Origin of the sequence: Pseudomonas sp. Lz4W (assembly GCF_000346225.2) — a bacterium.
In the GTDB taxonomy this organism is placed as follows: domain Bacteria; phylum Pseudomonadota; class Gammaproteobacteria; order Pseudomonadales; family Pseudomonadaceae; genus Aquipseudomonas; species Aquipseudomonas paraversuta.
This window is the reverse complement of record NZ_CP017432.1, coordinates 1956861-1976024: the sequence shown is the minus strand read 5'-3', so window position 1 is coordinate 1976024 and position 19164 is coordinate 1956861. Positions and strand designations below refer to the sequence as shown.

15 protein-coding genes are annotated in these 19164 nt (G+C 59.8%); 4 read left to right on the top strand and 11 right to left on the bottom strand.

Features of this window, described 5'->3' with window-relative positions:
* Positions 1 to 358: 358 nt before the first annotated feature.
* On the bottom strand, positions 359 to 1054 hold the full coding sequence (locus B195_RS09335) for a tRNA (adenine(22)-N(1))-methyltransferase TrmK (RefSeq protein ID WP_003447634.1): 696 nt from the start codon (positions 1052 to 1054) through the stop codon (positions 359 to 361).
* Positions 1055 to 1431: 377 nt separating this feature from the next.
* Here B195_RS09335 and B195_RS09330 point away from each other — a divergent pair, with 377 nt between their 5' ends.
* Positions 1432 to 1962 (top strand): glyoxalase superfamily protein, encoded by a 531-nt coding sequence (locus tag B195_RS09330; protein ID WP_003447633.1) that lies wholly within the window; start codon positions 1432 to 1434, stop codon positions 1960 to 1962.
* Positions 1963 to 2214: 252 nt separating this feature from the next.
* Here the strand turns inward: B195_RS09330 and B195_RS09325 are convergent, their stop codons facing one another.
* The 10 genes from B195_RS09325 to iolC all read right to left on the bottom strand — a co-directional run bounded on the left by B195_RS09325 (position 2215) and on the right by iolC (position 15804).
* Positions 2215 to 3243 (bottom strand): ABC transporter permease, encoded by a 1029-nt coding sequence (locus B195_RS09325; RefSeq protein ID WP_003447631.1) that lies wholly within the window; start codon positions 3241 to 3243, stop codon positions 2215 to 2217.
* Positions 3244 to 3304: 61 nt separating this feature from the next.
* Positions 3305 to 4870 carry a sugar ABC transporter ATP-binding protein gene (locus B195_RS09320; RefSeq protein ID WP_003447629.1) on the bottom strand — a complete coding sequence of 522 codons (1566 nt, stop codon included), beginning with the start codon at positions 4868 to 4870 and terminating at the stop codon, positions 3305 to 3307.
* Between the two features lie 94 nt (positions 4871 to 4964).
* A complete protein-coding gene (locus B195_RS09315) occupies positions 4965 to 5891 on the bottom strand; it encodes a sugar ABC transporter substrate-binding protein (RefSeq protein WP_003447628.1) in 927 nt (308 codons plus the stop codon).
* Between the two features lie 152 nt (positions 5892 to 6043).
* Entirely contained in the window at positions 6044 to 7075 is a 1032-nt protein-coding gene (locus B195_RS09310) for a Gfo/Idh/MocA family oxidoreductase (protein ID WP_003447626.1), read from the bottom strand.
* Positions 7076 to 7193: 118 nt separating this feature from the next.
* Positions 7194 to 8231: a Gfo/Idh/MocA family protein gene (locus B195_RS09305; RefSeq protein ID WP_003447624.1), complete on the bottom strand. Its 1038-nt coding sequence runs from the start codon at positions 8229 to 8231 to the stop codon at positions 7194 to 7196.
* A gap of 39 nt (positions 8232 to 8270) precedes the next feature.
* Positions 8271 to 10208 (bottom strand): 3D-(3,5/4)-trihydroxycyclohexane-1,2-dione acylhydrolase (decyclizing), encoded by a 1938-nt coding sequence (iolD, locus tag B195_RS09300; RefSeq protein WP_003447622.1) that lies wholly within the window; start codon positions 10206 to 10208, stop codon positions 8271 to 8273.
* A 94-nt stretch (positions 10209 to 10302) separates the two neighbouring features.
* The gene (locus tag B195_RS09295; RefSeq protein ID WP_003447620.1) at positions 10303 to 11805 is read right to left on the bottom strand and encodes a CoA-acylating methylmalonate-semialdehyde dehydrogenase; all 1503 of its coding nucleotides are present in this window, start codon (positions 11803 to 11805) and stop codon (positions 10303 to 10305) included.
* 18 nt (positions 11806 to 11823) lie between these two features.
* Entirely contained in the window at positions 11824 to 12633 is an 810-nt protein-coding gene (iolB, locus tag B195_RS09290; protein WP_003447618.1) for a 5-deoxy-glucuronate isomerase, read from the bottom strand.
* Positions 12630 to 13523 (bottom strand): myo-inosose-2 dehydratase, encoded by an 894-nt coding sequence (iolE, locus tag B195_RS09285; protein ID WP_003447616.1) that lies wholly within the window; start codon positions 13521 to 13523, stop codon positions 12630 to 12632. The genes iolB and iolE overlap by 4 nt, the downstream gene beginning before the upstream one ends.
* Before the next feature lie 343 nt (positions 13524 to 13866).
* Positions 13867 to 15804: a 5-dehydro-2-deoxygluconokinase gene (gene iolC, locus B195_RS09280; RefSeq protein ID WP_003447611.1), complete on the bottom strand. Its 1938-nt coding sequence runs from the start codon at positions 15802 to 15804 to the stop codon at positions 13867 to 13869.
* A gap of 286 nt (positions 15805 to 16090) precedes the next feature.
* Between iolC and B195_RS09275 the strand changes: the two genes are divergently transcribed.
* The 3 genes from B195_RS09275 (at position 16091) to B195_RS09265 (ending at position 19146) form a co-directional block, all read left to right on the top strand.
* Positions 16091 to 17011, top strand: coding sequence for a MurR/RpiR family transcriptional regulator (locus B195_RS09275; protein ID WP_003447610.1), 921 nt, complete (start codon positions 16091 to 16093; stop codon positions 17009 to 17011).
* A 190-nt stretch (positions 17012 to 17201) separates the two neighbouring features.
* On the top strand, positions 17202 to 17894 hold the full coding sequence (locus tag B195_RS09270; RefSeq protein WP_003447608.1) for an HPP family protein: 693 nt from the start codon (positions 17202 to 17204) through the stop codon (positions 17892 to 17894).
* 178 nt (positions 17895 to 18072) lie between these two features.
* On the top strand, positions 18073 to 19146 hold the full coding sequence (locus B195_RS09265; RefSeq protein ID WP_029612454.1) for a GGDEF domain-containing protein: 1074 nt from the start codon (positions 18073 to 18075) through the stop codon (positions 19144 to 19146).
* The last annotated feature ends 18 nt before the right edge of the window (positions 19147 to 19164 follow it).

Here is a 19164-nt window from a genome sequence, read left to right as displayed (position 1 = left end):
GAACAATGAATATCCTGGCTGCACCCTACCCATCGGCACATCAAGATATCAATACAACTTGCGAGGGCAGCCACCTCTGTATGCAAATTACGAAATAAAGTGTATAGCGGCCTGTTTACGCCGAACACAACCAGCCCGTGTAGACGGCGACATTACAAAAGCCATAGGGTCTTTATCTGTTTGTGAACACAGTGGTTAATTCGAACTTTGTTGTGGCCCGCGAAGGTACATAACTATTGGGGAGCCGGCCCGGGGTAAAAAAAGCTGCTCTTGAGCCGGGAATGGAACTGCGCTGAGCAAGTGCCTGGTTCGATGTCATGCGGGCCACTGGTACAGGCCCGCGCTGGATCTGGCGGATTCAAGCCAGCAGTTCGATGATCCACTGCGCTTGCCGGGCGATCTCCTGCACCTTGTGCTCTGGCACGGCCTGCTGCGCCCGTGCCAGGTTGGCCAGGTTCTGCTGCTTGTGGCGCAGGATGCGCTGCCACTTGAGCAGGAACGCCGGGCTGCGGGCCTGCATCTGCAACGGTCCGAAGAACAGTTGCTCAGGGCTGTACAACACCGGCCCGTCGTGTTCGGCAACGATGATTTCGTAATCGAACCGGTTTTCCTGGAGCAATTCCTCGTGATGGATCCGGTAGCCGTTCTCCATCAGCCATTGGCGCAATGGTTGTTCGCCGCCGTTGGGCTGCAGGATCAGCCGTTCCTGGCCGCTGAGGCGGGCCTTGCCACTGTCGAGGATGTCACGGATGGTTTCACCGCCCATGCCACAGATACTGATGGCAGTGATTGCGTCGCCCGGGGCGATTGCCGCCAGCCCGCTGGCCAGACGCACAGTAATGCGTTGCTCCATTGCGTTCTCGCGCACGGTACGTTCGGCCGCACTGAAAGGCGTCAATGCCACCTCGCCGGCCACCGCAAAGGTGATCAGGCCACGGCGCATCAACGCCACCGGCAAATAGCCATGGTCCGAGCCGATATCGGCCAGACGCGCACCCGCCGGCACATGCGCCGCGACACGCTCCAGGCGCATGGACAATGTATGTTGGTTCAACTGCAGTTCCTTATCACCACGAATGTCCGACCCCTCTGGCTGGCTCACGCCTCTATCGGGGGAGCAGCTTTGCATGCCAGCGTTGGTCGTCATGCCCCCTGCCCATTGTGACAAAAGCTGAGCGACAAGCATAACCGGCGCATCGGGCGCGGGTGGCCCGTTACCGCTCGAAGTCGCTAGCGCCTGGCGATAGATACGGGTTGCCCTTTCGCGCTCGTTGCGCGCTATGTAATATCAGCGCAGGCTGATACTGCCTGCCGCTCGCGTCCGCAAGGAAAGGTGAAAGTATTGTTTCTGTTCCCGAATCCTCCCGTTTCTTTTGACAGTCGAGGTTTGGCAATGCGGGCACCGTGCGCCTCGACCTCAGGAGAACAACCATGATTTCGATCGAACAAGCCAAACAGATGGCCAGGCGGCTGCGTGCCTCCCGGGAACTGCTCGCGCAAGAGCTGACTCATGCCACGGCGCTGGAAACGGTGGCGCACTTGCTGGGCTACAAGGACTGGAACACTGCGTCAGCAATACTGCCCGCCGAGAATCCCTTGCCGGTCATCAGGTTCGACAAGGCCATCCCGATCCTGCGGATGTTTGACGAAGCCAAGGCCCGGGAGTTCTATCTGGATTTTCTGGGATTCAGCGTCGAATTCGAGCACCGCTTCGAAGCGGATCTGCCGCTGTATCTGGGGATCAGCCGCAACGGTCTGCAACTGCATCTCTCCGAGCACCATGGCGATGCGAGCCCCGGGGCGACCCTATTTGTGCCGATGCACAATATCCAGTTGTTGCATGACGAACTCCAGGGCAAGCGCTACGGCTACGGACGCCCGGAGATTGTTCAGCAGGGCTGGGGGCAGGTTCTGGAAGTCCATGACCCCTTCGGCAACCGCATCCGCTTCTGTCAGGACTAAGACGTTGTTGGATTGAGCGTGGGCTTGGCAATGCGGCTGCCGGGCACATGATTAACTGTAGGAGCGAGCTTGCTCGCGCGCTCTTCGGGCCGTATCGGAAAGATCGCGAGACAAGCTCGCTCCTACAGGGGTGTGGGCTATCGATGCGGCTGCCGGGCACATGAATTATCTGTAGGAGCGAGCTTGCCTCGCGAGCTGTTCGTGGCGTATCGGAAAAGCTCGCGAGCAAGCTCGCTCCTACAGGGCGTGGGGTTAGCGCTTGAGCTTGCGCTTGTTGCGGTACTGGTCGATCACCACCGCCACCACGATGATCAGGCCCTTGATGATGTCCTGGATGTAGGCATCAACCCCGACAAAGGTGAAACCACTGGCCATGACGCCAAGGATCAGTGCGCCGATCACCGTACCGGTAATGCGCCCTACTCCGCCCGCCAGGCTGGTGCCGCCAATCACTGCCGCAGCAATTGCATCCAGTTCATAGGACATGCCCATGCCCGCCTGCCCGGTGGCAGCCCGTGCCGACGCCACGACGCCGGCCAGACCCGCCAGCAGACCGGCGATGCTGTAGACGATGATCAGGTGACGCTTGACGTTGATCCCCGAGGTACGCGCCGCCTGCATATTGCCGCCGATGGCGTAGGTGTACTTGCCATATTTGGTGTAGCGCAGGGCAATGTGGAATATCAGCGCCACCACCAGGAAGATGATGACCGGCATCGCCCCATGTCCGATGGCGGTGTAGGAGTCCGAGAGCATGCTCACCGGCTGGCCTTCGGTGTAGTAACGCGCCAGGCCACGGGCCGACACCATCATGCCCAGGGTGGCAATAAAGGGCGGAATCCCGGTAATCGCAATGATGCTGCCGTTGATCGCCCCCGCCAGCAGCCCCACGCCAAGCCCGGCCAGCACCGGGATCCACACCGGCAGGTCGGTCAGCGACGGGAATACCGCCCGGGTGAAATCAGAAGTTTGCGCCAGGCTGGCGGCAATCATCGCCGACAGCGCCAGCACCGAGCCCGATGACAGGTCGATACCGGTGGTGATGATCACCTGGGTGACACCAATGGCCAGCAAGCCAATCACCGACACTTGCAGGATCATCAGCACCAGACGCTGAGAGTTCATCAGGAAACTCTGGTCACGCACGATCCAGCCAAATACTTCAAACACCAGACCAATGCCGATCAGCACCAGAAAGATGCTCAGCTCGGTGGGGAACCGACGACGGCTTTTGGTTTTAGGCGGGGCCACGGCAGGCTTGTTTTCAGTTATTGCGTTCATGGACGTTTTCTCTCTTGTTCTGCTGCGCCACTGACCCTGTCGGGCCGCTGCACTGAAGTCATTAATGAATCGCGGTAATACCGGAGGCCAATTGCATGATTCGCTCCTGGGTCGCCTCGCTGCGGTCCAGGGTGCCCATCAGTTCACCTTCGTGCATGACCATGACCCGGTCGCTCATACCCAGCACTTCAGGCAGTTCCGATGAAATCATGATCACCGCCATGCCTTCGCTGGCGAGAAAGGAGATCAGCCGGTAAATCTCGACCTTGGCCCCGACGTCGATACCCCGGGTCGGCTCATCCAGAATCAATACCCGGGGGTTGGTCATCAGCCAGCGGGCCAGCAAGGCCTTTTGCTGATTGCCGCCGGACAGGGTGTCGATGCATTGCTCAAGGGAAGGGGTTTTGACCCGCAACTTTTTGCACATGTCTTCGCACAGGGCGCGCAGGGCTTTTTGCTGGATAAAACCATTGCCGGCGTAATGCGGCAGAATCGCCATTTCCATGTTTTCCAGCACCGACAGGCAGGGGAAAAGTCCGGTCAGCTTGCGGTCTTCGGTCAACAGGGCGAAGCCCTTCTCGATGGCCATGTTGGGACTGGTTATACGCACGGGCAGCCCGTCCAGCTGGATTTCTCCACCACTGCTAGGGGTGATGCCGAAAATGGTTTCGGCGATGTTGGTTCGTCCCGAGCCCATCAAACCGGCAATGCCCATGATCTCGCCTGCGTGCAGGTCAAACGTAACCCCCTTGAACACGCCGTCCAGACTCAGGTCGCGGACCGACAACAGCAGTTCGCCCAGCGGGTTTTCCCGCACTGGAAACAGCTGGTTCAACTCGCGCCCCACCATCATCGAAATCAAGCTGTCGCCGTCCATGCTGTCGGCCCGCTGCAGGCCGATATAGGCACCATCGCGAAACACTGCCACTTCGTCGGCGATGCTGAACACTTCGTTCATTTTATGGGTGATGTAGATGATGCCTTTGCCCTGGGACTTGAGGTCGGCAATGATCGAAAACAGGTGGGCGACTTCCTTGTCGGTAATGGCCGAGGTCGGTTCATCCATGATCAGGATGTCCGAGTTGTACGACACGGCCTTGGCAATTTCCACCATCTGCCGCTCGGCGATGCTGAGGTTGCCTACCAGTTCTTGGGGGTCGAGGTTGATCCGCAGACGCTCCAGCAGTTGCGCAGTGCAACGGAACATCTCGCGATGGTCGATCATGTGCAGCGCGTTGAGCTGCTCGCGGCCGATCCAGATATTTTCCGCAATGTTCATGTGCGGCATCAGGTTCAGTTCCTGATGGATCATGGCTATCCCTGCCTGCAAAGCCGCCAGGGGACCGGCGAAGGTCACGGGTTTGCCCCGCAGTCGCAACTCGCCGGAGTCGGGTTGATAGATACCGGCGATGATTTTCATCAGGGTCGACTTGCCGGCGCCGTTCTCCCCCATCAGGGCCAGAACCGAACCCGGACGTACCCGCAGTTGCACGTCATCAAGCGCCACTACGCCGGGAAAACCCTTGCTGACGTTGACCACCTCCAGCAGATAAGGAACCTCTTGAGGGAGAGCCGCAGGCGCGGGCGCCATGGTCGAGGTGCTTGAAACAGTCGCTGACGCGAGCATAGCCAGTACTCCTCAGATGCCTCGGTGAATGTCCGAGACAGCGGGCAAGGCTTGAGCCCTGCCGCATATTGTTGTTATTGGATTGAGATGACGACTACTTGAAATCCTTGGCATTGTCTTTGGTGATCAGCTGGAAAGGCACCCAGACCGCCTGCTCTACCGGTTCTTTCTTGATCATTTTCAGGGCGGTATCGACCGAGCCGTAGGCCTGGCCCTTGGCGTCCTGGAACACCGTGAGCGCCAGTTCGCCCTTCTCCACCGCACGCACGCCGTCGGGGGTGCCGTCGACACCGGCAATCAGCACAGTGCCGGGCTCGATGCCGGCCTGCTTCAAGGCCATTGCCGCACCGATGGCCATCTCGTCGTTGTTGGAGACCACCGCATCAAACTTGCGGCCTTGGGTCAGCCAGTCATTGGTCAGGGTCATGCCTTTGTCTCGCAGCCATATCCCGGTCTGCTCCTGGTCAACCTTGATATCGGGGTACTTGGTCAGTTCCTCTTTCACGCCTTTGGTGCGGTTGGTGGTGGCGTTGTTGGCCAGATCGCCCAACAGGATGACGATATCGCCCTTGCCACCCATTTTTTTCGCCAGGTATTCCATCTGCATCTGACCGGCTTCTATATCTTTGGAGGCCACGGTGGCAACGCCCGGCGGCAGTTTTTCATCATCCGGGCGGCGATTGACGTAGACCAGCGGAATCCCGGCCTTGACCGCTGCTTCGGTGATTTTGCGGGTCGCGGCGGTGTCCACCGGGTTAACCACAATGGCGTCGACTTTCTGGCTGATAAAATTTTCGACCTGACTCAGCTGCTTGACCACGTCAGCGCGGGCATCTTCAAACTGCAACTGCACGCCTTCGGGGTTGCTCTTGGCTCTTTCATTCATCGACTCACGCAAGTAAGTCAGATACGTGTCATCGAACTGGGACATGCTCACACCGATTTTTACGTCGGCCATGGCTGCGCCGCTGGCCAGCATCATCGACAGTGCAAGGGAAGCAAAACGTAGGCGGTGTTTCATTAGGGCAGTCTCCACATTCTTGTTGGTTTTATAGATGCGGTACGTACTTGAATGACAGCTGAGGCCAGGTCTCGCTGACCTGGAATTGACTCTATTGGAAAATAATTTCTATATCAACCGTATTTAGAATTTATTAAAAAAATAATTCTATTTTAGCTTGCCTGATCGAGCCGGATGACTTGCCTGCGCTCGGCACTCAGGCGCGCCGCGTCCAGCACCCGCAGGGCTTGCAACGCATCCTGCGGGTCCACCGGCACTGCCCCCTGGTGTTTTACCGCGTCGATCATTTGCAGATAAAACTGCTGCCAGCGGCCATGTTCGGTGGGTACCCGCTCACGCTCGGCCCCCTGCTCGAACCAGCCCCAGCGCCGATGCTCTTCGGCGCCCCAACGCTCACCTTCGGTTTTGGGCGACAACCCGGCGAGCACTGCCGCCTCTTGTCCGTCAAAGCCTTCAACGCTGTAGCTGCCCAGGCTGCCGGTCACCCGAAACCTGGGGCGTGGACTGCTTTGCAGGCAACTGCCACCGATGTGGGAAACCACGCCATTGGCGTGGGTCAGGGCGATGAAGAAAGTGTGATCGATGCCGGGGTGCCCGGGGCTATCGGCCAGTTCGGCGTAAACCGTCTGCACCGGGCCGAACAGCTGCAGCGCCTGGTCAACCAGATGGCTGCCCAGATCCCGCAGCCAGCCACCGCCGCTGGCATCCCCCACCGAATCGGGAGCAAAGCGCTCAACGAATGATTCAAAGCGGGTGACCTGGCCCAGGGCAGCGGCATCCAGCAATTTGCGGATGGTCAAAAAATCCGAGTCCCAGCGCCGGTTTTGATACACGCTCAACAGCACGTTCTGACGTTGAGCTGCGGCCACTAATTGTTCGGCCTGATGGGTATCGGCGGCGAAAGGCTTGTCACTGACCACCGGCACACCCAGCTCGATGGCCTGCATGACCAGCTCCGGGCGGCCTTGCAGCGGGGTAGAAATCACCAGTAGATCAACCCCGGCTTCGACCATCTGGCCCAGGCTGTCCCAGGCCTTGACCCCGGGGTATTCGCTGGCCAACAAGCGGCGCCGCTCAGGCGAGCGGGTAACAACCCCAGCGAACGTGATGCCGGGCAAACTGGCAATCAGCGGAGCATGAAAAAAACGGCCACCGTGGCCAAAACCGACAAGTCCAATACGCATAAAGCCTCCATGTACCCGGGCGAACCTGTCTCCTGCAGGAGCGAGCTTGCCTCGCGAGCTTTTGATCTTGAAGAGCTCGCGAGGCAAGCTCGCTCCTACAGGTTTTCTGGTATTTGGTTTATTGGGCGTGCGGGCCGTAAAACCCCGGGCGCTCCGGCAACTGCACTTTGACGATTGCCCCGCTCTGCTGCGCTTCGATGCAAGCATCGGCTGCCACCGCAGCAGCAAAACCGTCCCATGCCGAGGGGCCGCCTACCCGGCCTGCACGCACGGCGTCGATGAACGCTTGCAACTCAACGTCGTAGGCGCCGATGAAACGGTCTTTCCAGTCCATCAAAATGGCGTTGGACAGCTTGGCGCCGCTGCGCAGTTGCACTTGCGACGGCTCCGGAAGTTTGGCAATCCCGGTCTCGCCCACCACTTCGCACTGAATGTCATAGCCGTACTGGCAGTTAACAAACACCTCAACATCGATCCGCGTGCCCTTGGCCGTTTCCAGCAGCACGATTTGCGGGTCTTTGAGATGGGCCAGAGCTTTGCTGGTCTTGCGCGGGAACACCACTTGTACCGAAACGTAGTCGTCATCCAGCAACCAGCGCAGCACGTCCAGTTCATGGATCAGGGTGTCGGTGATCGCCATGTCTGTCTTGTAGTTCTCGCCCACCGTCGGGTTGCGGTGCGCGCAGTGCAGCATCAACGGCTCGCCGATCTGGCCGCTGTCGATCACGGCTTTGAGTGCGCGGTAGCCCTCGTCATACGGACGCATGAAGCCGACCTGGACCAGACGCTTGCCATGGGCAACTTCTGCATCAACGATGGCCCGGCAGCCGGCGGCCGTCACTGCCAACGGCTTCTCGCAGAACACCGGCTTGCCGGCCTTGATCGCGGCCAGCACAAACTCTTCATGGCTTGGCCCCCAGGATGTCACCAGCACCGCATCGACTTCCGGTGCATTGATCAGGGCATGCCCGTCCGGGTACACCTCGGCGCTCAGCCCCAGATCAGCCACCACCTGGGCGGCTTGCAGCAGATTGATGTCGGTGACGGCCACCACCTGGCTGTTGAGCAAGGTCTGGCTGCACCGACGGATATGGTCACGACCGATGGCGCCGGTACCGATCACGCCAAGCTTCAGGGAATTAGTGTTCAACGACATATGCCTGCTCCTGTTGGTTTTTTTGTCAGAGGTTTGCGATCAGTACTGCCGGGCTTTGGAAAGTGCGAGGTTGAGCTTTTGTGCCGCCGCATCGGTCCGCGGGCTGGTGGACACCTGGGCCACACCCACCCGCCACCAGGTCAGGTAGCTGTGGATCATGGTTTTGGGCAGCACCTTGATGTCGATCAGGGTCGAGACCGTTTGCAAACGTGCATCGGCCAGTGCCATATGCAACTGTTCAAGGGTGCTGACCTTGTAGGTTTTGCAACCGTAGGCCGCCGCGCTCATGGCGAAGTCCACCGGCACAAAACCACCGTCGAGCTTGCCGGTTTGCGCATTGCGATAACGGAATTCGGTGCCGAAGCTGTCCATCCCGTTGCCCATCTGCAAGTTGTTGATGCAGCCGAAGGTCATGTTGTCGAACAGCACCACGTTGATCTTGCGCCGCTCCTGAATCGAGGTCGGCAGCTCGGAGTGCAGCATCATGTAGGAACCGTCGCCCACCAGCGCGTAGACCTCACGCCCGGGTTCGGCGAGCTTGACCCCCAGCGCCGCGTTGACTTCGTAGCCCATGCACGAGTAGCCGTATTCCAGGTGATAGGTGTTGACCCCCTTGCTACGCCAGGCCCGCTGCAAGTCACCGGGCAGGCTGCCTGCCGCGGCCACGATCACCGCGTCGTCGGCCAGGCTGTGGTTGAGCACGCCCAGCACCTGGCTTTGGGTCAGGCATGAACCGGTCAGCTCGATAAACTCGCGCAGCACCGCCGGGTCAAGGTGGTCGGTGATCTCGGGGGCGAAGTCCGGCTGCTGATAGTCGACCTGATAAACCCGGTCGACTTCCGCGTCCAGTTGCGCCCTGGCCAATTCGGGGGCATCACCCCAGTCTGAGCGATAGCCCTGTTGCCCGAGGATCTCGCCCAGGGCTTGCAGCGCGGCCCGGGCATCGGCCAGCACTTGCACGCCATCGAGTTTCAGGGCATCGCAAGGGCTGATGTTGAGGTTGAGAAACTCCACCTCCGGGTGCTGAAACAAGGATTTCGACGAGGTGGTGAAGTCGGTATAGCGGGTGCCGATGCCGATGATCAGATCGGCTTGTGCGGCCAGCAAGTTGGCGGCCAGGCAACCGGTCTCGCCGATCCCGCCGACGTTCAGCGGGTGCGCCGAGACAATCGCGCTTTTGCCGGCCTGGGTTTCGGCGAACGGAATATCAAAGCGCTCGGCAAAGGCCTGCAGGGCTGCGTTGGCCGCGGAGTACTTGACCCCGCCCCCGCAGATGATCAGCGGCTTGCGTTTACGCGCAACGATGGCCTGGGCGTCGGCCAGCATCGCCGGGGTCGGCAAGCGACGGTCGATGCGGTGCACGCGTTTTTGCAGGAAGTAATCCGGGTAATCGTAGGCTTCGGCCTGAACGTCCTGTGGCAGGGCCAGGGTGACGGCGCCGGTTTCAGCCGGGTCGGTGAGCACGCGCATGGCCTGGATGGCCGCGCTCATCAACTGCTCGGGACGGTTGATGCGATCCCAGTATTTACTCACGGCCTTGAATGCATCGTTGGTGCTGATGCTCAGGTCGTGGAATTGCTCGATCTGCTGCAGTACCGGGTCAGGCTGACGGCTGGCATAGACATCGCCCGGCAGCAGCAACAACGGGATCCGGTTGGCGGTGGCAGTGGCCGCGGCGGTGAGCATATTGGCAGCCCCGGGGCCGACCGACGAGGTGCAGGCGTAAATCTTGCGTCGCAGGTTCTGCTTGGCGAAGCCGATGGCGGCATGGGCCATGCCCTGCTCGTTGCGGCCTTGATGCACCACCAGATCGCCGCTGTCCTGCTCCAGCGCCTGGCCCAGCCCCAACACGTTGCCGTGACCAAAAATGGTGAAAATCCCGGCGATAAACTTGCTCTCGACCCCATCGACTTCGACGTATTGGTTATCGAGAAATTTCACCAGGGCCTGGGCCATGGTCAGTCGTGTCGTACTCATGTTTTCACCCTGAAAAAATACCTGTCCCGACTACTTGCTGCCCGCTGCAGGAGCAAGCTCGCTCCTGCAGGTCAGGTGGGGGTTGTGGGGTTGGCTATTTGGCCGTCGGCATGCTGAATTCCGGACCCTTGGCGATGCTGTCCGGCCAGCGCTGCATCACGCTTTTGTAACGGCTGTAGAAGCGGATACCTTCTTCGCCGTAGGCGTGGTGATCACCAAACAACGAACGCTTCCAGCCCCCAAATGAATGCCAGGCCATCGGCACCGGAATCGGCACATTGATGCCCACCATGCCGACCTTGATCGTGCGGGCAAAGGCCCGGGCCACGCCGCCGTCGCTGGTGAAGCAGGACACGCCGTTGCCGAATTCATGGGCATTGATCAACGCCACGGCACTGGCAAAGTCAGGCACCCGGACAATCCCCAGCACCGGGCCGAAAATCTCTTGCTGGTAGATACTCATCTCAGGGGTGACCTGGTCGAACAGGGTGGCGCCAACAAAGAACCCCTGCTCTGCGCCCGGCACTTTCAGGTCGCGACCGTCGACAATCAACTGTGCGCCCTGGGCCACGCCCTGATCGATGAAACCAATGACCTTGGCCTTGTGCTCTGCGGTCACCAGAGGCCCCATTTCGCTGTCCGGCTGCAAGCCATTGCCGACCTTGAGCCGGTCGATGCGCGGCAGCAGTTTTTCGATCAATTTGTCGGCCACATCACCCACGGTCACGGCAATCGAGATCGCCATGCAACGCTCGCCTGCCGAGCCGTAAGCCGCACCGATCAGTGCATCCGCCGCCTGATCCAGATCGGCATCGGGCATCACGATCATGTGGTTCTTTGCCCCGCCCAATGCCTGGACCCGTTTGCCCCGCGCGGTGCCCTGCTGATAGATGTACTCGGCAATCGGCGTGGAGCCGACAAACGACATGGCTTCGATGTGCGGATGCTGCAACAGCGCATCGACCGCGCTCTTGTCGCCTTGCACCACGTTGAATACACCATCCGGCAGGCCGGCTTCAGTCAGCAGGCGCGCCATCAGCAGGCTGGCTGACGGATCACGCTCCGAAGGCTTGAGGATGAAGCAGTTGCCCGTGACCAGCGCCAGCGGAATCATCCACAGCGGCACCATGACCGGGAAGTTGAACGGGGTGACCCCGGCGCACACGCCCAGGGGCTGGCGCAGGTTCCAGTTATCGATACCGCCACCGATGTTGTCGCTGAAATCGGTTTTCAGCAGAGCCGGCGCACCGCAGGCATATTCAACAATTTCAATGCCGCGGGTCACTTCGCCCTTGGCATCGGAAAACACCTTGCCGTGTTCGCGGCAGATGATTTCAGCCAGTTCATCGTGGTGTTCGTCGAGCAGTTGCTTGAACTTGAACATCACCCGCGACCGGCGCAAGGACGACTGTTCGGACCAGGCCGGAAATGCCTTGAGTGCCGAAGCCACGGCCTCGTCTACGGTGTGCTGGCTGGCCAGTGCCACCCGTGCCTGCACGGCGCCGGTGGCTGGATTGAATACGTCGCTGAAACGCTCGCCGCCTGTGTCCTGGAGCTGGCCGTTGAGGTAGTGACCGATAACCGGGGTAGTGCTCATTATTGTTCTCCGAAAACGTTAAAGATCCATCAGCCAGCTGTGCTGCGGGTCGTTGTGAAATTGCCAGACGCGTTTGGGACCGGCCATGACGTTGAGGTAATAGGATTCATAGCCATAGGGCACGCTGACCGGGTGGTAGCCCTTGGGCACCACCACCAGGTCGCTGTTCTCCACTGCCATGGCCTGATCGAGGCTGCGGTCATCGGTGTAGACCCGCTGGAACACGAAGCCCTGGGGCGGGTTGATCCGGTGGTAATAGGTTTCTTCGAGAAAGCTCTGGTGCGGCAGATCGTCGGTGTCGTGTTTGTGCGGTGGATAGCTGGACGAGTGCCCGGACGGGGTGCGCACCTCCACCACCAGCAGCGAATGCGCAGGCTCGGTGTCGGGCAGAATGTCGCAGACATAGCGGGTATTGGCGCCTTTGCCGCGCACGCTGCGCTTCATGGCCTCGGGTTTGATCAGGCGTGCACCCAGCCCGGCGGTGGCCGAACCCGGTGCGGCACAGACAGCGATTTGCACCTCGCCCAAGGCCAGTACCCGGGCCTGACTGCCTGGCGGCAGGTAGGCAGCGAACGGCGATTTGTCCTCGAATACCGAGTCGCGATCGCCAATATCGGCCCAGCTGAAAGCGCCCTTGCCCGGCTCTTCGCCACTGATGGTGACCCGCCCGCTGAGCAGCACCAGGCACAGCTCCTGATCGCCGGCGCTGACCGGCAGATGTTCGCCGGCGGCCAGGCGATAAGCGCTAAAACCCACGTACTCCAGCGCCCCCAGTGGCAGTTCGACCATGGTTTTACCCGTGGCCTGACTCTTGATCAGCAAGCTCATTTTCCGGTCCTCGCATCCAGCAGGCCGCGCAGGGTTTGATAACCCTTTTGCGCATAGGCAAAACTCGGCGCCACGGCCGGGTCCTGTTCGGCTTCAACCACCAGCCAGCCGTGGTAATCGGCAGCCAGCAACACATCGAGCAATGCCGCGAAATCAATGTCGCCATCGCCGGGCACGGTGAAGGTGCCGTTGATGATGCAGTCCGGGAAGCTCCACAGGTTGTTGCGTGCCAGTTGCACCACGGCCTTGCGCACATCCTTGAAGTGCACGTGGCAGACGCGGTCAATATGTTTGCGCAACACCTCGAGCGGCTCGCCACCGCCCATGTAGCAATGGCCGGCGTCGAACAGCAGACCCACTTCGGGGCCGGTCAGGCTCATCAGGGTGTCGATGTCCGACGGCGACTCTACATAGGCGCCCATGTGATGGTGATAAGCCAGGCGCACGCCCTGGGACAGGGTGAACTGTGCCAGTTCATTGAGCTTGTCGGCATAGGCTTGCCACGCCTGTTCGGTGTGAAAGCGCGGGCGCTCGACCAATGGAATGCGCTGGCCCTGGATCGAGTCGGCGACTTCGCCATAGACCAGCACCCTGGCTCCGTTTTCGGCCAGCAACTGCACGTGACTGGCGATTGCGTCGATCTCCTCGGCCGCCGAGCGCCGGGCCAGGCGGCTGGAATACCAGCCCGAGACCAGTGCCAGATCGTAGGGACGCAGCACATCGCCGACGCCCTTGGCGTCCTTGGGGAATTTGCCGTTGAGTTCGAAACCCTCGTAACCGATTTGCTTGCCTTCACTGAGCGCCGTGCTCAATGGCGTCTCGCCGCCCAATGACGGCAAGTCATCGTTACTCCAGGAAATCGGGTTAATGCCAATACGAATAGCGGGCATGGCTGCACCTATTATTGTTTTCTGAATTAAACAGCACCCTGCGGCTGTACTTGAACCTGTGCCTGAAGCTGGATCTGAACTTGAACTTGAACCTAAACCTAAACCTAAACCTGAACCTGAATCTGGACCTGGACCTGAACCTCTGGACCTGTACCTGTACCTGTACCTGTACCTGTAGGAGCGAGCTTGCTCGCGAGCTTTTGATCTTGAAGAGCTCGCGAGCAAGCTCGCTCCTACAGATGCAGATGCAGATGCAGATGCAGATGTATGCGCAGATGCAGATGCAGGTCCAGGTGCCGATGTAGATACAGGTGCCGATACAAGGACAGATACAGGAACCGGGTTAGCGGCGGGCCGCTTGCCAGGATTCGATAAGCTGCACAAACGTGCCCTGCACCTGTTCAATCAATGTTTGATCATTGATCTCCCCCGCCAACCAGGCACGGCTTGGCTCCTGGAAGATCGTGCGGCCCACGGCAAAACCGCGGCAGGTGCTGCTGTGACGTGCCTGGCGGAAACCTTCTGCCAGTGCTTGTGCCGGGGCATTCAGGCCCAGCAGCACCACGCCCCGGCAATAGGGGTCGCGCTCCTGAATCAGCGCATCAAGCTGCTCCCAGACCTCTGGCGTCTGGGCCTCGATTTTCCACCAGGCCGGGTAAATCCCCAGGTTGTACAAGCGCTTCAACGCGCGGTACAGCACATCGGGATGAGTCGAAGGGTGATCCTTGGGCGGGATGATCTCCAGCAACAGTTCATGGCCGCTGACCAGGGATGCCTCATACAGCCCCTTGATCTGCGCTTCCTGCTCCAGGCGCAGCAGCGGCTCGTCGTCGGGGTGAAACTGCACCAGACACTTGATGATGTGTTCCTGGGGCCAGCCAATCAGGTTGCTGCCAATCGAGCGACCATGCTCAAAGGCCAGTGGCCGTGAACCCTGAACCTCTACCGGGCGGGCAATCCACCAGCCGCGACCGGTGGCGGCATTCAGTGAGTCCTGGGCAAAACGCTGGTCGGCCAGCAACCCGACATCGGCGTCGATGCCCTGACGCCGCAGGTCAGTTTCAACCCGCTCGACCGCGCGGATAAACAGCTGTTTGAGCGCGCAGATACTGTTGTGATCGCGACCATACTGCTGGGCCACTTCAACCAGCTGCCAGCGGTGATCGAAGGCAAACACAAACAGTTGTTTCCACTGCTTGCGCGGCACACTGACCCGGTGCAAGCGCTGTAATGCCACATCCTGATCCGGGCGGGTGATCGGCACCGGGCTGCTGAACAGGTAGTCGAGTTCGGCAGGCGTCGGCATCGCCGGAGCACAGGCATGGCGCGACACCACCAGGCCGCCGCAGGCATTGGCCAGCTGGCTGCAGCGTTCATCGCTGGCATCCTTGAGCCAGCCGCTGAGGAAACCGGACATAAAGGCATCCCCGGCCCCCAGCACATTCAGTACCTCAACCCGCACGCCGGGATAAATGGCACCGTCTTCAAGCCGGGCCGGGATCTGGCCCTGGATCACCGTACAGCCCTGGGAACCGAGCTTGACCACCAGCGTTGCTGCGGTCAGCGCCCGTACCGCACGCAATGCCGCCAGCAGGTCGGTGCCGCCGCCGGCAATCAGAAATTCTTCTTCAGTGCCCACGATCAGGTCGAAGCGCGGCAGGATCGATTGCACGTGGGCGGTGACTTTGCTGTCTTCGACAAAGCGTGTTTCGCCATCGGCCTTGCCCGCCAGGCCCCAAAGCACCGGCCGGTAATCGATATCCAGAATACGTTTGACGTTGTGCTGTTCGGCGTATTCCAGCGCCTGGACGCTGGCCTGATACACGCCTTCGGTGGAGAAATGGGTACCGGTAATCAGCAGGGCCTTGCTCGAGGCTATGAAGGCCGGGTCGATGTCTTCTGCGCGCAACGCCATGTCGGCGCAATTTTCGCGGTAGAACACCAGCGGGAAGGTTTCGCGGTCTTTAAGGCCCAGCAGCACCAGGGCGGTCAGACGCTGCGGATCAACAGTGATGGCGCTGACGTCACAGCCTTCACGAGCCAGTGACTCGGTGAGAAAGCGCCCCATATGGTCATCCCCCACCCGGCTCAGCATGGCCGAGCGCAAGCCCAGGCGCGCAGTACCAAAGGCAATGTTGGCCGATGAGCCACCCAGGTATTTGGCAAAGCTGCTGACATCCTCCAGCCGCGCGCCGACTTGCTGCGAGTAGAGGTCGACGCCCAGGCGTCCAAGGCAGATCAAATCCAAATCACGCCCTGTGGCAAAACGAGTCTGTCCCATGCTGGCTCCTGTTATTTTTATCAGCCTGCACTCATCACCCCGAAGGTTGAGCGCTCTTTGTGAGATGAAGACTAAAACGTCCGGACACAATAAACAATATTTATTCCATAATTTTTTAATGTAGAATTTTTGTTCCATATTGATCCAGAGGGATCAATTTTCGACCCTGTAACGATTCAGCCACAGGGTCTTTGAACGGCCGGTCAGGATTTATTGCGCACCTACCCTGTAGACTTTGCAGGCTAAACTGCCCCATGACCTGAAGAGCCATCCATAAGGACTCCCTATGCCCTCCCCTGATCAGCCGGCACCGATCGAGCAAACGCCAGAGAGCGAACAGGCCGGCCCACCGATCAATGCCGAACGCCTGTTGCAGCTCATTACCGAGGAATACGAGAGCCTGCCGCGTCAGCTCAAACGTATTGCCAGCTATATGAGCCAGCAAAGTGACCGGATCATGGTTGACCGGATCAGTGATATTGCCCGCGAGTGCGAAGTCCACCCTTCGGCCATCGTGCGCTTCTCGCAACGCTTCGGTTTCAGTGGTTTCAGTGAAATGCAGGCGCTGTTTCGCGAGGCCTACACCCACAAGGCCACGCCGGCGCAGAATTACCAGCAACGTATTCGCAGCATGATTGCCAACAAGTCGCAAAAAGCCAGCGGCGGCGATCTGGCCCGTGAGTGCATCAACGCGACCCTATCGGGTATCGAACGTCTGGGGCTGGAACTGGATGACCAGTCCTTCGACAAGGCCGTGGACCTGGTGGTCAACGCTGACAATATCTATGTGGTGGGGGTGCGCCGCTCTTTCGCCGTGGCCGACTACCTGGTGTACAACCTGCAGCACACCAACAAGCGCATTCATCTGGTGTCCGGGCTGGGGGGCAGTTATCGCGAGCAAATGCGCAGCGTGCGGGCCAACGACCTGGTGATTGCCATCAGCTTTACCCCCTATGGCAAGGAAACCCAGCATTGCCTGCGCATTGCCCAGTTGCATCAGGCCAAAACCCTTATCATCACCGACAGCAACCTGTCACCGCTGGCCAAACGCGCCAACAGCGTGCTGCTGGTCAATGAGGGCAGTTCGTTCGCGTTTCGCTCGTTGAGCGCAACCCTGTGCCTGTGCCAGGCCCTGTTTATTGCCGTGGCCTACCGGCTGGAACTCAAAGTGGATGAAATCCACGAGCAAGTGGGCTTTGACGACTAGGACAAACAGCTCCAAACATCAAAATTAATGCAGTTAATCAGCATTATTATGAATTTGCGGACTGTTACCAGCTGTTGCACACTGCTCCCGTTCCTCCCCCAAATGAAGGGACATTTTCAAGGGCTTGCCGGGAAACCCGCACAGCCCTTTTTTTATCCTTTCAATCGCCAACCCCCGGATTTTCCTCACCATGCATACCCGCTGGATCAGCCGCCTATTGCCTGCGGCCACCAATACCCGTCCCACCGAATGGAGCCGCGCCGCCATTGGCGTATCCCTTGGCACGCTCTTGAGTGTCTGGGTCTGCAGCCTGTTTTTCGGCCTGCCGGTGGCCATGCATTTGATTGGCCCGCTGGGGGCCAGTGCGGTTCTGCTATTTGCCGTGTCTTCAGGGGCGCTGGCGCAACCTTGGTCGATTATTGGCGGCTACCTCTGTGCAACCCTGGTGTCATTGGCGGTGGCGCACTTCTTTGGGCGCAATCTGGACAGCGCCTGCCTGGCGGTAGGCCTGGCGCTGATTGTCATGTGCCTGTTGCGCTGCCTGCACCCGCCCGCCGGGGCGCTGGCCTTGCTGGTGGTCCTGGCAGATCCGGACAGCGCCAGCCTGGGCTGGGGCCTGCTGGCGCCGGTAATGCTCGCGGCGGCGTGCATGCTGGTGGCAGCACTGGCCTATAACAATCTGACCCGGGTGCGCTACCCGAAAAAACCCCCGGAGCCGAACCCGGGCGACCCGGGCATTACCGCCCAGGACTTGCAACAAGCCCTGGAGCAAATGGATGCGTTCATTGACGTGACCCCCGAAGACCTTGAACAGCTGATCCGCGCCAGCGAGCACTATGCACGCCGGCGCAGTATCGGTGAGGTGCTCGCCCAGGCCCGTTAACCGCCAGAAGCAAGCGCCCCGGCCGTTGCACTGATGCCCGAAACTCCTGCTAGGGTTATCCGTGCAGCGCCCGGGTGCAGCCACTGTCAGAGTGTCTGCCGGCCCGGACGTAGAGGCCCCCTTGGCACAGTCCCACAGGTGGCCCGAATCCCGTCGGTTGATCCTGATCAAGGCCGCCATGCTCAAGACCATTGAAAAAGAGATTTCCAAGCAAGCGGCGCCCCACGCCTTGCGAGCTGAATTCGCCCAACATGACTTCGAAAAACTGCGTAACTTCTGCCGCCTCACCTTCAGCGCAAGCATCTTCATGTGGCTGTTGTTCAACCTGATCGTCAGCATCAAGGGCCGCCAGGGGTTCACCGCCCTGTCCATCCTGTTTCTGAGCACCCTGGTGGTGCTCACCATCATTCTGGGTTTCATTCGCAAGTCCTGGCATTTCGACATACTCAATGCCCTGTTCGTGGCAGTGATTGCCATCGGTATCCGCCTGATCATTTTTGGCCTGCCGGCCGATGCCCAGCCGATCTGGCTGATTCTGGCCTGCTCCAGCATCCTCTACGGCGCCTCCGTGATGCCGCTGGGCCATCGGGGGTTTATCGCAGTGGTGGCCATCACCTGGCTGACCCTCAACCCTTTCCTGATGACTCAAGTGTCGGTCACCGATCTGCGGGGCACCCTGATCCTGTGCTATCTGGCCTTTCTCAGCAGCCTGACGATCTACAACTTTTTCAAGTTGCGCAAAATCAAGCTCTACAACTTCACCATGTTCAGACTGCTGGTGAGCCAGGCCTACATTGACCCCTTGACCGAGATTCCCAATCGCCGCTCCTTCATGACCCAGGCCGGCAATGTATTGGCGACCCGGCCACGGGAGCAGGATCACTACCTGGCGATGATCGACATCGACAACTTCAAGAAGGTGAATGATCTTTACGGCCATGATATTGGCGATGAGGTGCTCAAGCGCACTGCAGCCAGCATCCAGGCGGTGATGGCTGACCATGAGTATGCGCGGCTGGGCGGCGAGGAGTTCGCGGTGTACCTGGCGGGTGTGCGGCGCAGCGATGTCGAGGCGTTGATGGACGAGTTGTGCCGGCTAGTGCGCGTAGACCCGCACCCTTACCCGGTGACCGTCAGCATCGGGCTGACCCGGGTCGAAGACGATGACAGCCTGAACCAGGCCCTGGCCAAGGCGGACAAGGCGCTGTATGTGTCCAAGCACAGCGGCAAGGACCGGTTTACCTTTTATTAGGGCCGGTGCCTCGCTGCT